10 protein-coding genes are annotated in these 14422 nt (G+C 40.1%); 5 read left to right on the top strand and 5 right to left on the bottom strand.

Going from position 1 to position 14422, the window contains the following annotated elements:
- The first annotated feature begins 156 nt into the window (after positions 1 to 156).
- A complete protein-coding gene (locus tag G327_RS0100525) occupies positions 157 to 1062 on the top strand; it encodes a LysR family transcriptional regulator (protein WP_019612804.1) in 906 nt (301 codons plus the stop codon).
- Between the two features lie 66 nt (positions 1063 to 1128).
- Here the strand turns inward: G327_RS0100525 and G327_RS25825 are convergent, their stop codons facing one another.
- Both G327_RS25825 and G327_RS23725 read right to left on the bottom strand, forming a co-directional pair.
- Positions 1129 to 3573, bottom strand: a complete 2445-nt coding sequence (locus G327_RS25825) for a bifunctional diguanylate cyclase/phosphodiesterase (RefSeq protein ID WP_019612803.1) — start codon at positions 3571 to 3573, stop codon at positions 1129 to 1131.
- A 33-nt stretch (positions 3574 to 3606) separates the two neighbouring features.
- Positions 3607 to 4716: a polyamine ABC transporter substrate-binding protein gene (locus tag G327_RS23725; RefSeq protein ID WP_019612802.1), complete on the bottom strand. Its 1110-nt coding sequence runs from the start codon at positions 4714 to 4716 to the stop codon at positions 3607 to 3609.
- A 392-nt stretch (positions 4717 to 5108) separates the two neighbouring features.
- Here G327_RS23725 and G327_RS0100510 point away from each other — a divergent pair, with 392 nt between their 5' ends.
- From G327_RS0100510 to G327_RS0100500, 3 genes are all read left to right on the top strand, one after another.
- Complete coding sequence (locus tag G327_RS0100510; RefSeq protein WP_019612801.1) at positions 5109 to 6992, top strand: DUF5610 domain-containing protein; 1884 nt, start codon at positions 5109 to 5111, stop codon at positions 6990 to 6992.
- 618 nt (positions 6993 to 7610) lie between these two features.
- Positions 7611 to 8588 carry an oxygen-dependent tRNA uridine(34) hydroxylase TrhO gene (trhO, locus tag G327_RS0100505; RefSeq protein WP_019612800.1) on the top strand — a complete coding sequence of 326 codons (978 nt, stop codon included), beginning with the start codon at positions 7611 to 7613 and terminating at the stop codon, positions 8586 to 8588.
- A gap of 264 nt (positions 8589 to 8852) precedes the next feature.
- Positions 8853 to 9923: an ABC transporter substrate-binding protein gene (locus tag G327_RS0100500; protein ID WP_019612799.1), complete on the top strand. Its 1071-nt coding sequence runs from the start codon at positions 8853 to 8855 to the stop codon at positions 9921 to 9923.
- A 53-nt stretch (positions 9924 to 9976) separates the two neighbouring features.
- On the opposite strand, the gene G327_RS0100495 is transcribed toward G327_RS0100500, so the two are convergent.
- A complete protein-coding gene (locus tag G327_RS0100495; RefSeq protein WP_019612798.1) occupies positions 9977 to 10192 on the bottom strand; it encodes a DUF6500 family protein in 216 nt (71 codons plus the stop codon).
- A gap of 241 nt (positions 10193 to 10433) precedes the next feature.
- On the bottom strand, positions 10434 to 10658 hold the full coding sequence (locus tag G327_RS0100490) for a hypothetical protein (protein ID WP_157600943.1): 225 nt from the start codon (positions 10656 to 10658) through the stop codon (positions 10434 to 10436).
- Positions 10659 to 10750: 92 nt separating this feature from the next.
- Between G327_RS0100490 and G327_RS0100485 the strand changes: the two genes are divergently transcribed.
- Positions 10751 to 11926: an NAD/NADP-dependent octopine/nopaline dehydrogenase family protein gene (locus G327_RS0100485; RefSeq protein WP_019612796.1), complete on the top strand. Its 1176-nt coding sequence runs from the start codon at positions 10751 to 10753 to the stop codon at positions 11924 to 11926.
- A 417-nt stretch (positions 11927 to 12343) separates the two neighbouring features.
- Here G327_RS0100485 and G327_RS23720 read toward each other — a convergent pair.
- Positions 12344 to 14422 (bottom strand): PKD domain-containing protein (locus tag G327_RS23720; RefSeq protein ID WP_033297642.1); only part of this gene is annotated, 2079 nt, incomplete at its 5' end.

The raw sequence follows: 14422 nt of genomic DNA, 5'->3' as shown, positions 1-14422 counted from the left end.
TATTCTTTATTCATGTATCTGCGTTTGAAAGCTGGAACAGCTCAATTACCTATCACAATAGAAAAAACGTATACTTCAATCAAACGAATAATAGTTAACCTTCGATTCAGAATTTGTGAACTGAATGGTAAGTATCTAATTTATAAAGCAGAAGAGATGGCTGAGATGGATAAAAAGTTGAAAATGGATCTATTGCTCGATCTTGAGTTATTACGTACTTTTGTCATGGTCGTTAAGACTGGAGAATTAAAGAAAGCAGCTGAGGCCATTTTTCGTTCCCAGGCTGCTGTAAGTATGCAGATGAAGAGGCTAGAAGAACTGGTTGGCTGTACGCTGATGGAACGCAGCAACCGGGGGATACAATTGACCGATGCAGGAGAAACCTTACTCGGCTACAGCGAACAGTTTCTGAAACTCAATAATGCGGCTTTTTCGGCATTAAATGAGCGAGACTTATCTGGTCAGTTCAATTTTGGCGTTCCGACGGATTATGCGCAGAATTTTATAAATTACTTTATGCCGGTATTGACGCGTGAGATCCCCAACCTTGAAGCGAAAATAGTCTGTGATCGCAGCCGAAACTTACGAGAGAGGCTGCAGGCCGGCGAATTGGATATTGCGATTGTTGCAGGGGAAGCAGACTACACCGATGAGCTCTTACTCTGGAGTGAGCGACTGATATGGTCAGTCTCTCCCCGCATCAATTTAAAAGAGCAGAAAGAAGTACCTGTCGCCATTTATGATGATAACTGCATCGTTAGCGATTTGTGTATCAGTGAATTGAAAAAATCCAATATCTCATATAGGCAGGTGTTCAGTAGTTCAATACTTGAGAATGTTGCCACGGCCGTTAATTCCGGTTTCGCTATATCGCTGTTGCCAGAATCGATATTTGATGTGTGTAAAACCCAAGAGGTACCTTCAAATATTTTAAAAAGTAATTTACTGCTCAATATGCATATGATTCATTCACCAATGATCGATGAAGCAGTACTCACTAAAATAGCTGAATGCTTGCGGCTAGCCAGCACCACTCAACGGTTAGGAAATACATCTGTTTAGGGGCGGGTTGTGCTGCTTATAAAACTGGGAAATACAGTCTGTTTCACCTTATTCTTTAACGCTGTATTAGCTCACTGCTTTAATATTTACAGACTTTGCGAATATTTCGCTGAGTTCATTAGGCTGTAGTGGTTTACTGAAATAATAGCCCTGAATAATATCTGCACTACACTGCTTCAGGAAATTTAATTCTTCGGCTGTTTCTACCCCTTCTGCGACTACCTGCAGATGCAGTTGATGTGCCATGGCAATAATAGCGGAAACAATTGCTTTACCGTCATCACCACTATTTAGATCCGTAATAAAACTTTTATCTATTTTCAATTTATTAATGGGTAACCCTCTTAATGCGCTTAATGAAGAGTAGCCGGTACCAAAATCATCCAGCGCTATTTGAATACCGGAAGATTGAATTTTCTTCAGTTGAAGAATTGAATCTTTACCCTGCATAATACTGGTCTCAGTGATTTCCATTGCTAATAACTCAGCACTCAGCCCGGTTTCCATTAGACAGTCAATAATGACGCTATGCATATCTTCTCTTTCTAACTGCACACAGGATACGTTGACCCACACCGGTACTACGGGGTAGCCCATTGCCTGCCACAATTTAACCTGGTGACATGCTTCCAGCATTACCCATCGTCCTAGCGAAATAATCAACCCCGACTCTTCAGCAATCGGGATAAATACATCCGGTGGTATCCAGCCCTTACCCGGTTTGTACCAGCGTACTAGTGCTTCGCAACCAACCATTTTTCCGCTTTTGCTGCAGATTTGCGGCTGATAGTTCAACTGGAGCTCGTTATTATTGATGGCACGGCGCAGATCTTCTTTTATCTCCATCGCTTTTAATGATTTTAATGCGGCTGTTTTGCTGAAGAAGCGATAGGTATTTTTGCCCATCACTTTAGCTTCATACATCGCAGTATCAGCATTTTTAAGAAGATCAATAGCGCTTTCACCTGTCTCTGCCGCGATAGCAATGCCAATACTTGCTCCCATTAAAAACTCCCGCTCCGCTATCATAAAGGGGAGGCTGAATACCTTAAGTATCCGCTTAGCAACCTGTTCTGCAGCATGACGGCCATTTGTACTTGTTAATAAAACGGTGAACTCATCCCCCCCTAAACGGGCAATGTTATGCTGTCCAGGCTTAATATAATCCTCTGCTCGCAGTACATTTTTAAGTCGTTTAGCGACGGCTATCAGCAGGTGATCACCAGTCACATGGCCAAAGTTATCATTGACCTCTTTAAATCCGTCTAAATCAATAAACAATAAAGCAATATCGGGTAATTGATTATTCGTTCTGCAATAGTGGTGATTTAGCTCATCTGTAAACTGGCGGCGGTTAGGTAATTTAGTAAGGCTGTCAATATAGGCTATTTCATGTACTTTTTGTTTTTGCCTAAGCAGCCCTACGCCCATCTCTTTGACGGTATTAGCCAGATCGCTTAGTTCGTCATTAGATTTTGAGTAGAATGACCAACGCCCGCCTTTTACTCCCATTTTTCGGGCAGAAAGACTTAACTTAAGAATAGGGTGAATTAAGAGTTTATTAAGCAGCCAAAACAGCGTTACCGCACTGACCAGCATCACCAAAAAAGAGCTGATTAAAGAGGTATAGCCCATCTCTTTTAATAGGTGATTTAATTCCGATTTAGACCAGCCAATGCTGAAGAACAAGCCGTTGAACAGTTCCTTTTGCCCAACAATATAGTTTTTTTTCTGCAGCCGCCAATCGGTAAGCTTCAGCTCATGGTTACGGGGCATGGTTGTAAATATTTCAGATAGGGAGCTGCCAGTGAGTTTTTTATCGCCATTAACTAAAATAGGGCTGCCCTTAGTGTCCTGCAGCACCATAAAGCCATGCTTTATCAAGCTATTGCTGGTAATGATGCTATCAATAAAATCAAAGTTGGTTTTAATAATAAGATAAGCCTTGAGTTCCTCTTTCGTGGTGGTTGACTGCTCAATAATGTTTTTTTGAAAAACTTTTCGAGCTAGCACTAACACCCACTGTTTTGTATCGGGGTTGATCTGCGGAATGATGGTGAAATTATGTGGTGATTTTGCAATGCTTTTGAAATATAAATTATTCTGCTCTTGATCACTAAGGCTGCGGCCGGAATTCTTAAGTAAACTCACTTCCTCATAACCGTCCAGCATCAACAGGCTAATTTCAAGATATTCGGGATAGGCATCTATAAAAGAGGAGAACTCATTTACCAGCACTTTATGCATTAAATTAAAACGTATGCTTTCATCTTCAGTACGAAGATAACGACTAAGTATCGAACTTTGCGAAAAAAGTAAGCTGTTAGCCTGCATTGCATTTAACTGCAGCTGCAGGGGGTTTTCTACTTGCGAGATTGAATCACTAATATGTTCTTTAATCTGCTCAGCAAAATACTCCTGATAAAGCAGGAAGGAAGGAATAACTAATACAATAATCTGCAGCAGTATTACGGGTAAAATTGACAATGCAATTTTGGGTTTCAGGAGCATATTTAGTTACCAGTTCAATCATGAAGAAGATAATTATTTAATTGCGTTTCTCAGTTCCCTCATAATCGTATTGTGCTTTTTAATAGTGCGGGGAGAAAGCAGCGTGTATGTTTCAGATTGTGCGACGAGCGCTTTATCTGGATAGATAATCGAGTTGTTTAAGAATTCACTGGGCAGCAGTTTTTCAGCTTCCGAATTGGGCGTGGCACAGTAAATATATTGGGCATTATCTGCGGCTTGCTGAGGTCTGTTAATATAATTAATAAACTGATGTGCTAATTCAACGCTGCTTGCTTTTGCTGACAGGCAGATAAAATCAGCCCAGACACCGCCGCCTTCTTTAGGCAGAACGTATTCAACTTGTGGCTCTAGCGCCTGCAGCATCAGTGCATCACCACTATAGGTAAGCGTAACACTGGCTTGACCCGTGACCAGTTTTGCTTTTTTAGTATCGCTGGCAACAGGTGAGTAGCCTGCCACTGAGGGGGCTTGGGCGAGCAGCAGCTGGCGAGCTTGTTCAAGCTCTTGAGAATCTGAGCTGGTCATGGAGTAACCCAGAGATTTTAGTGCCATGCCGACTACCTCTTTGCTCATATTCGACATCAGTATTTTCCCCTGTAATTCAGGAGCGGGAGTAAATACCTGTTTCCAGCTGGTAATAGGCTCAGCGACAAGATCCTTACGATATGCAATACCTGTAGTTCCCCAGCTATAAGGGGCACAGATTTGATCTCTTTTATTTAAACTGGATAACTCAGGTAACTGTGCAAAGTTAATATTAGGGGCAGACTGCGTATTAAACGCACTGATCCAGCCCAGTTTTTTGTAGGATAATAGATTAACGGAGTCCACCATCAACATGTCATAACCCAGCGCATCCGTGTTGATTAATAGTTCATCACGATCGTCGTCTGACTCAAAATAGACAAAATTAACTTTTGCATTATATTCGGCTTCAAATTGAGTAACTAGCTCGGGGTTTATATAATCTCCCCAAGTCAGAAAAGTAATCTTTGCTGGACTTTGACTGGGAGCCGCAGCCAGACAATAAATCGAATTTAATAGTAATGATGTGAACAAAATAGTGGAAATGATCAGGCGTCTTACTAGCGCAGTACTTAGTGATGGAATGATTTTACGCATCAAAGATTCCTACTGATTGAGTTTTTTAGAAACTTCTTATTACACTTAAAAGTGGGCTTAACTGCACTGCGTGTCAAGTTTTAGTTGTGTAAATGTCACTGCTGCAATGTCAGTTTGTACTAAAATTCGACGGGGGAAAGTCAGTAAAGAGGGTCAGTAAATAGCATCGACATGGTCAGGTATTTAAGTTTTTAATTTCGAGAAGAACAGATAAAAAAACTTGCTCAATGTATGAGATAAAGTCCTGCTTTTTGTAGAACGAAATTCAGCCGGCAAAGATCAACAGACCCCAATGTGGCGTCAAATTATAATCACTTAACTGTAAATAACTGCTAAAGGTTATTGTTTTGAAGCCGATAACAGAGTCAATATTTGTTCTTTGGAGCTACTTAATGAATGTTCGCTTTGATCTGTCCAGCCCTTTGTTAACCGCCGCTGCACCATTACAGAAACACAATCTCATTGTCGGCAAGGCAGAAGTAAGCACGGCAGCGGCTGCTCCAAAAGTAGTTGTAGAAGCGCCGCAAAGTGCGGAAGAGTTAAAAAGAACCAAACAAATTCTGCGTTCTGCACTGCATGAATACTCTCCACAGAAACTTAACCAGGTTTATGAATCTGCCGTCGATAACCGGGTGACAATTTATGCTAAAAATGAAGATGGTGCACTAGAGCCCCACAAAGCATTTATTGATAAGGTGACTCGCCATGTTAATTACGGTAAAGCGCAGGGTGAAAGTGCCGAGCAGCTTAATTCATTAATGGATCGAATCAGCCGTGGTGCGGAAGAGGCTTACAGTGAAACACGTAATATATTAGCCGGGTTAAGTAAACTCGATCCGGCCACGGAAAGTTATATCAGCGAAAGCCAGAGTTATACGCGTTTAGGTATAACTGAATTAAGCTCGAAGATTGGTGTGGATGAACAATTTGATAAAACAACGGATCATAAAAAAGAGTTCTCTCTACAGGTAACCACCAGAGAAGGTGATGAAATAAGTATTTCAATCAGGCAAAGCCGTGGTGTATTTGATTTAACGCGTGGTGATGAAATTAGTGTGAAATATGAAGTCGAAGGCTACTTATCGGCCAGTGAACACGAAGCTTTGAGCGATCTGATGAATGCTATCGGCAGTGCGTCGGACAGTTTATTAGCGGGCGCTGATTTAAATGAAATAATGGGGATTAAAGAATTTAACGGCAGGCAGTTAGCTGATTTTTCATTAAATCTTAAAGGCAGTGGTCAAACCGTTGAATATCATTATGACCAAGACGGCCGTGATCAGAATCTGCAGGGGAGCTGGACTCAGGATAATCAGGTGATGGCTAAGTTCAGTTTAAACTCAAAACTTGGTGGTACAACCAATGAATATGAACTGGCTCAGTATTTAGATTTGATTGAAGAAGCCGCCGATGCAAGTTATAAATTTAATGAAAACGAAAAAGAAAAAGATAGAAGCAGTGATCTGTTTAAAAATACGCTGACCAATTTTATGAATTTAGCTGAAGATCTTGGTAAAAGCCTTGATAAAGCGGATAAAAAGTTTGATCAGGCGAGAACGTTAGCCGATACAGTGTTTACTAAAATGAATCATGAGCAGAGCACCCGTTTAGGTTTGAAAGATGAAGATAAAGCCCGGTTTAAAGAAGGCTTTAACCGTATGGTTGATTTTAGTGCGAATTTTATGAGTAATGAAGGCGGTATGATCAGTCAGGGCGCTCAGGATCCTAAAACCGGCTACCAGATTGATTTAAAACAGCGAACTCGCGTCGCTGTTGAAACAACACCCGACGGGATTAAAGATGCCGTAAAACAAACCCGCACAGTTCAATTTGACGGCGTGATGCGCGGCGGTATTAGTGAACGAGATCATCGATTAAATGAAAAATATGAAGTGAGCGCGGTTATTCAAGATTTTTCAATGCAGGCGATGAAACAAAATCGTGACAGCAAAGAGTATCTGCGTGAAAAAATATATCATGGTTTGGGTGAATACCGGTTCCAGGAGACAGAGCGGGAGAGTGAAAGCAGCAACAGTTTATATTTCTTGAAAGAGGGCAGTTTAGAACTAAGCAGTCTTGAAGGACAAGAAAAATTCAAAAAAGGGTTTATGGCTGGCGACAAAATAACCTCTCAAATAGAAGGTGGTGAAACCTACCATTACAATGCCGAGCTGTTAATTAAAACAGAGCAGGATTTCCGTGACGCCAAAGTGATTGAGATGAGTATTGAGTCTCAGAAAAAACTGTTGGATGAAGTATTAGATGCGCTGGAATAGTGATAATTTTAAACCTAGCTTTTAAGGCTGTCTTCAAATGCTGCCGTATATGATTTTAGGCTGATGGTGATAAAACAGCCCTTCATATTACCTGCAGACGCTGTTTTACGGTTATAACCTACTCACTATATTCCGGGTAATCAGTAAGTCCTTTTCGGCACCTCCAAATAAGGTCTTAGGATCGTGCTGCACTTAACCAAGGTTTGCTGACTGCAGTCTTACCTGAACATAAAACCTTAAGTTTTGGTCTGTTTGTGATTTAGCACATCACAGTTACCTGCTGCAAAAAGTGCGCTGTTTTATCTACTTTTCAAATGAGCCAATGAATTGCTTACAACGATAACGTCGACATGATTATTATATCTGAATAAATATAATCACCAACATATCAAAAATCACACAGTATTTTGGATGTGCAATGATTTTCCTTCCATATAAATTTTCACTTTAAAATAAAATAGTTAGTTAAACACCGCCGCTATGCTGTCGCTTTTCTTTGCACTAATGTAACGGGGATGTTAAACAATTGATTTGAGGACTGTTATCAACTTCGTATAATCTCTGCTCAATTAACCACCGCGCTGAATTTACGTTTCAGTTAGCTATGAGGAAGAAAACATGTCAAACACTGTTGTCTGTGCATTATATCGATTTGTCTCATTGGAAAATTACCAAGAGATCCAAGCTCCTTTATTAGCAATAATGCAGGCCAATGATATTAAAGGTACTTTACTATTAGCTAGCGAAGGTATTAATGGTACCGTTGCAGGGAGCCGTGAGGGAATTGATAATTTAATCAACTGGTTAAAGTCAGATCCTCGTTTAGTTAAGTTAACCACTAAAGAGTCTTATGATCTAGAAAATCCGTTTTACCGTACTAAGGTAAAACTTAAAAAAGAGATTGTGACCATGGGGATTGAAGGAATTGACCCTAAGAAAACCGTAGGTACCTACGTTAAACCAAAAGACTGGAATGCCTTAATCAGCGATCCGGAAGTCTTGCTGGTGGATACCCGTAATGATTATGAGATCAGCATTGGTACTTTTGAAAATGCAGTCGATCCTAATACCACTAATTTCCGAGAATTTCCGCAGTACGTTAAAGATAACTTAGATCCTGAAAAGCATAAAAAAGTAGCGATGTTCTGCACGGGTGGGATCCGCTGTGAAAAATCAACGGCTTATTTAAAAGAGCAGGGATTTGATGAGGTTTATCACTTAGAAGGTGGTGTTCTTAAATACCTTGAAGAAGTGCCTGAACAGGAAACCATGTGGAAAGGTGAGTGTTTTGTTTTTGATAACCGTGTATCGGTTAACCATCAGTTAGAAAAAGGTCAGTATGATCAATGTCATGGCTGTCGTTTACCGATTACAGAAGATGATAAAAAATCAGCTGAATACATGAAAGGCATCAGCTGCCACCAGTGTTTTGACAGGATCACTGATGAGCAGAAACAGCGCTTCGCACAACGTGAAAAACAAATAGGTTTAGCCAAAGCGCGTGGAGAAACACACATCGGCTCAGCAGCATTAACTCAGCTTGAGAACAATCGTATTAAGAAAAAAGCTGTTAAAGAGCGGCAGCGTAATAGCTAACGGCTTTTTGAATTCGCGTCTCAAATTACATTTAGTGATTTAAGGCGCGCTATCATTAACTATGCGGCTGATTTAAACCTGTCACGTTTTTAAATACAGACCAATTATCACCGCTTACGGTAATGAATCATTAGATATTTATGAGAATAATGATGTCTCAATAATGCATAAATAAAACTATGCTAAGAATATTATTCTTCACAATAGGCATGCTTTAGACATTATTTAGCTATCACAGCCTGTAGTCATTACCTCTGGGTTAATATGCATAAAATACTCAAACAGCTCATTTTACTTATCGTTTTATTCCCTGCTCTAGGATTCGCTAAACCTTCAGCTTTATTACTTAACCCTGGGAAAAGAAGTGAAAGTTTTTGGCAAGACGTTGATCTGTTTGCCAATGCAGCGGCTGCCCGCCTTGAGCTTGAATTTAATATATTCCATGCAGAGCGTAATAATTATTTAATTATTAAAGAAGTTGAAAGGTTAATTAAAAATAAACAGCTTCCAGATTACCTGCTGCTGGTCAATGAGAAAAAAATATTACCCAAATTACTCACCTTATTAGAAGGTCAGGATGTCTATGTATTTGTTATTTTAAATGGTTTACCCCCTCAGCAGCGCAGTAAATTATTAGAAAAGCCGCACTGGCAAAAATACCTGCTAACGAGTCTCATTCCCGATAATTACTGGATAGGGCTGCAGACTGCAAAAGGACTTATTGCCGCCGGCAACGGTCAAGCAGGGGATGTCATTATGATATCGGGCGATAAAACAACTCCAGCATCCATAGAGCGCCAAGCCGGTGCGATCGATTATTTTAACTCGCAGCCGCATATAAAACTTAACCATGTGGTTTATGCAGACTGGAGCCAAAAGGTTAGTTATAAGAAATCACTGACGCTAGTGGGTCGCGTTCCTAAACTTAAATATATTTGGACAGCTAATGATCTTATGGCATTTGGCAGTTTAGATGCCTTAGGCGCACATGATTTACAAGCTGGTGAAGATGTATTTATTAGTACAATTAATACATCAGCTAAAGTATTAGCGTTAAAAAAGGCTGGCAAAGTAAGTACATTAGGTGGTGGGCATTTTACAGCTGCAGGATGGGCATTAGTGCTGGCAAATCAACACAGTAAAGGGAAAAACTTACCTAAGCTAGTGCGCGATCCACTGTTTCAGCTTATTAAACCAGATACCGAGTTTTATCGCTGTTTAATAACCAAAAATTGGGATGCGTTACCTTTTGAAAAAATAACTGCTGATGCACAGGGGGATTATATTTTTAATATGAAAGCTCATCAGAATAGCGATAAAGTTAATTTAAAATAATGTAACGGAACAGTTTTTATTACAGTCTCGGAGCATCGCCCTAAAACGGCCGACTATATCGCTTCAACCATTTTTTTGATTTTCACCGCTTTCTCAAAGTGATCAAGCTTGTGTGTTTCAATCCACCAGCGGGCTGCTTCCATTAACAACTGCGGATCATCGTTTTTATTGGCAAAAAATGCATAAAAGGATAAACCCACATTGTTTCCTTTTTGTGCAATTTTTTTATCGCAGACACAAAGCATTTTTTCTTTTAAGATTTTCCGCATTTTACATACCCTTAAGTTATTCATTAATATGGGATATTAGAGCAATGAATAACTTCATACAACACTCGAAATTTACGCCGATTAACTCTGAAAATTTATAAAGTCCGGTGTTTGCTTGGGCTGATCTGAATATATCCCGACATAAAAAAGAAGTATAGGGTATGATAGACTCGTTTAATTCACACTGACAACGTTACTGCTTGCAATTGTTGTTCGGTGATTGGAATTATATTCTGCATAATTAGCGCTTTAGAAAATTCACTTTAAAGCCGTCTCCGCGTATCGACATCTGTACCCTTTTACATTTCAGCATCTCTAAAATTTTTACATCTCGACATTGCAACACTTTTACATCTCCATATCTCGATATTTCCACATCTCGACATTTCCACATCTCGACATTTCCACATCTCGACATTTCCACATCTCGACATTTCCACATCTCGACATTTCCATATCTCAACATTTTCACATTTCCATATCTCGACTGTTTTACGCTTTCAAGGGAGTTCATTTTTATAACCTTTGAAATAAGATCAAACTATAAAAGGAAAATAAATGAAAATCACCATAGTTGGAGCTGGCAATGCTGGTTCGGCTTGTGCGTTTATGGCTGCTGAGGCAGGACATAAAGTTAGACTATTGAAGACTTCAAATCAGATAACTCATGATGAACATTTTGAAGCAATGGTCAGCAATAAAGGAATATACTGCATTGATAACACAAAAAAAGGGCATTTTACAGACAGCGCGGATGATGCCGGAAAAACATTCGAACCATTAGAATTGATTACTAGGGACCCTAAAAAAGCGATTGAGGGGGCGGATGTGGTGATGATTTTTATTCAAACCACATACCATCGGGCCTTAGCTGAAAGAATCGCAAAATATTTTCAAGATGAGCAGCTGGTTATCTTAATCCCAGGATATGCAGGCAGTATATTCTACAGCCGGTTTTGCGATAATAATCCAATCTTTGCAGAGGGAGAATCTACCCCAAATGACGCAAGAATAGTTGAGCCTGGCACTGTAAAAGTATTATTTAAAAATGTTAGGAATTCACTGGCATTTAATCCTGCCGCAAGAACGGAAGAAGGAATGGCCGTTGCATCCCGTTTGTTTCCTGCCTACAACATTGAAATGAATAGTGTTCGCAAAAATATATTCGAATCGGCACTGCATAATCCCAATATTATTGTTCACACAATAGGTCTGTATGTTATGTATCCAATGCTTGAGTATTGTGCAAAACATCATCCTGAGGAAGTCCCGTATATGTACAGAGATGCACTTTCAACTGAAATGGCATGGCTGATGATAGCAAAATTGGACGCGGAAAAAATGGCGGTATTAAGTGCGCTAGGCTGTAAACCAATTCCTTACCTGGACGCGTGTTTATTCAGAAATGAACAAGATATGACCCAGGATCCTCGAGACGTTTTTGAAAGCTATAAACTATCATCACCACCAGGGCCTTATAGTTTCGATAATAGGTACATCACAGAGGATGTTCCTATGGGGCTGGTTTTATTGTCGTCATTAGGTGAAAAATTAGGTATTAACATGCCTGAGTGTAATCGTTTGATTGAGATGTGCGGCGGCCTTCTAGGAATAGATTTCTATAAAGAAGGCAGAACACTGGCTTCGTTAGGGTTAGATGAGCTCACAAGGCAGGGGTTATTAGACTTTGTTGTGGGAAACATAGCACCGCCCCCAAAGCTAATTGCATCGTAGCAAACTAGCATTCACACTGATTTTTATTAATACAGGCATATAGTTAAGTCTTGTATTTTTCTTTTTGTAAATTAAGCCTTTGATTTTGTGGGGAATAAAATCAAAGGCTTACATTAGTTACTGTTCTTGATACTGGGTTTATATCCCGTATTGCTGTCGCTTCAATCCTTATTTTTCTTTTAAAAAAATTCCCTCTCAATCTGTATTAACGCCGCCTATGTTCTATCTGATAATCGTATAGAACCTATTTTTTAATATCATAACTTCTATGAAAAAATACTTTTCATTAACAAAACTAATCAAGCTTTCCATAATACAGAGGTGCCCCTCAATACCGCTGAATTCAGTTTGTGAAAGAGAAGCAAGCTCAACAGGACTTGCTTCTCTATGGGTAATACACTTACTCTGGTTTTTAATTTACAAGGATAAAGTAACCTGCTGTATTGATGGGCTGCTGGTATTTATAGTAAATACTTGTTCGGCTGTAAGTAAAAGTCTACTTGAAGAAGGTGATGATATTGTATTTATAACTTCAAAAGTATCAGATTTAAACAGAGTTATATTTTCTTCTGCTAATACATAAAACTGCATATTACTTTCGTCAAACACGATATCTTGAATAGGTTCGCTGATATTATTTAGCTTGTTTACGTAAGTCATATCACTGGCCAGAAAGATATTGCCGCCGCGAGAAATGATGTATTGGCCGTCAGGTGTCGCCCAGACATTGCCGCTAATACTATAGTCGCCATGATAAGGGCTGTCACCGAGTGATAGAATGCCTGTTCCACTAATATCAAATTTTTCAAAATCTGAAGGAGATGAATCAGTATCGGCTGCAAACACATAATCACCGGAAGGATGTAAGGTAAGCCTTGATGCTTGACGTATCATTGCTGTACCTAACACCGTGCCGTCTTCGACATCAAGTGCATAAATATTTGTCCATTGACCAGAGCCGGAGGAAACGATGAGTTTACCGTGCTGGTTAACGACTAAATCGTACGGGTCGGCAGGCACTTTGAACAGGTTAGTTTGTGTCTGCTGGGTCAAATCAAAGGTGGCTATATAACCGGATTGTTCTTCTTCCCAGGTATATGAGCTGTGCTCCTGTACTAATAACGCAACATAAAGCTGGTTACCATCAGCAGAAAGCGTCATACGCTCAGGCATGAAGGTGAACTGGAACTGTTTTTCGGTTAGTCCGTTATCTAAATTCACCACATACAGTCGTTTGGCAGATTTGTCTGTGATGTAGGCTTTGTTACGAGTTGTGTCTGTGATGACATCTGTGACGCTGAACTGTAGTTGATAAGCATTGCTGTTATCAACTTCACTACCGGAGTCAATGCCTTGTGCAATATCAATGGACAGGGTTTTACTGTTTACCAGTCCAGCGGCGTCTTTAACCTGCAAGGTAACTTGTTTAGTACCTGCTATTAGGAACTGCTGCTTATAAACTGAGGTAGTGGTAAAGTCAGTATCCCAGGCATTGTCATTATTAAAGTCCCAGCGATACTGTAATGAAGTATTATCTTCTGCATCACTACTGGCTGAGGCGTCAAACTCAAACGTATCGAAAGTCGTACCATCAGCTGCGTAAGTGTAAGAAAAGTCAGCGATAGGGGGGACATTGCTATTACAGTCAAGACATGGGTGAGCTAGGGAGTCTAAATTGAGCGTTGAGTCTTGTGATTGTGTCATTACAACGATTTTATCAGCGCTTAATAACATATGCTGAGTACCGTCGGCAGATAATTGTCCGATATGCTGCAATGATGCTAAGTTGAAGTATTCTAACGAGCCGTTATCTGTCGTGATAAAGGCTAGCCCGTTGTTTACGTCAAACACGATATCTTGAATAGGTTCGCTGATATTATTTAGCTTGTTTACGTAAGTCATATCACTGGCCAGAAAGATATTGCCGCCGCGAGAAATGATGTATTGGCCGTCAGGTGTCGCCCAGACATTGCCGCTAATACTATAGTCGCCATGATAAGGACTGTCACCGAGAGATAGAATGCCTGTTCCACTAATATCAAATTTTTCAAAATCTGAAGGAGATGAATCAGTATCGGCTGCAAACACATAATCACCGGAAGGATGTAAGGTAAGCCTTGATGCTTGACGTATCATTGCTGTACCTAACACCGTGCCGTCTTCGACATCAAGTGCATAAATATTTGTCCATTGACCAGAGCCGGAGGAAATGATGAGTTTACCGTGCTGGTTAACGACTAGATCGTACGGGTCTGCAGGCACTTTGAACAGGTTAGTTTGTGTCTGCTGGGTCAAATCAAAGGTGGCTATATAACCGGATTGTTCTTCTTCCCAGGTATATGAGCTGTGCTCTTGTACTAATAACGCAACATAAAGCTGGTTACCATCAGTAGAAAGCGTCATACGCTCAGGCATGAAGGTGAACTGGAACTGTTTTTCGGTTAGTCCGTTATCTAAATTCACCACATACAGTCGTTTGGCAGATTTGTCTGTGAT

The sequence above is a fragment of the Psychromonas ossibalaenae ATCC BAA-1528 genome (assembly GCF_000381745.1).
GTDB classification, from domain to species: domain Bacteria; phylum Pseudomonadota; class Gammaproteobacteria; order Enterobacterales; family Psychromonadaceae; genus Psychromonas; species Psychromonas ossibalaenae.
Note: the sequence above shows the minus strand (reverse complement) of the source record. Positions and strands in the feature narration are given on the sequence as shown.

Coding starts and splice junctions, on each gene's coding strand:
- G327_RS0100525 (WP_019612804.1), top strand. CDS start 157: ATGGCTGAGATGGATAAAAAGTTGAAAATGGATCTATTGCTCGATCTT.
- G327_RS25825 (WP_019612803.1), bottom strand. CDS start 3,573: ATGCTCCTGAAACCCAAAATTGCATTGTCAATTTTACCCGTAATACTG.
- G327_RS23725 (WP_019612802.1), bottom strand. CDS start 4,716: ATGCGTAAAATCATTCCATCACTAAGTACTGCGCTAGTAAGACGCCTG.
- G327_RS0100510 (WP_019612801.1), top strand. CDS start 5,109: ATGAATGTTCGCTTTGATCTGTCCAGCCCTTTGTTAACCGCCGCTGCA.
- trhO (WP_019612800.1), top strand. CDS start 7,611: ATGTCAAACACTGTTGTCTGTGCATTATATCGATTTGTCTCATTGGAA.
- G327_RS0100500 (WP_019612799.1), top strand. CDS start 8,853: ATGCATAAAATACTCAAACAGCTCATTTTACTTATCGTTTTATTCCCT.
- G327_RS0100495 (WP_019612798.1), bottom strand. CDS start 10,192: ATGCGGAAAATCTTAAAAGAAAAAATGCTTTGTGTCTGCGATAAAAAA.
- G327_RS0100490 (WP_157600943.1), bottom strand. CDS start 10,658: ATGTTGAGATATGGAAATGTCGAGATGTGGAAATGTCGAGATGTGGAA.
- G327_RS0100485 (WP_019612796.1), top strand. CDS start 10,751: ATGAAAATCACCATAGTTGGAGCTGGCAATGCTGGTTCGGCTTGTGCG.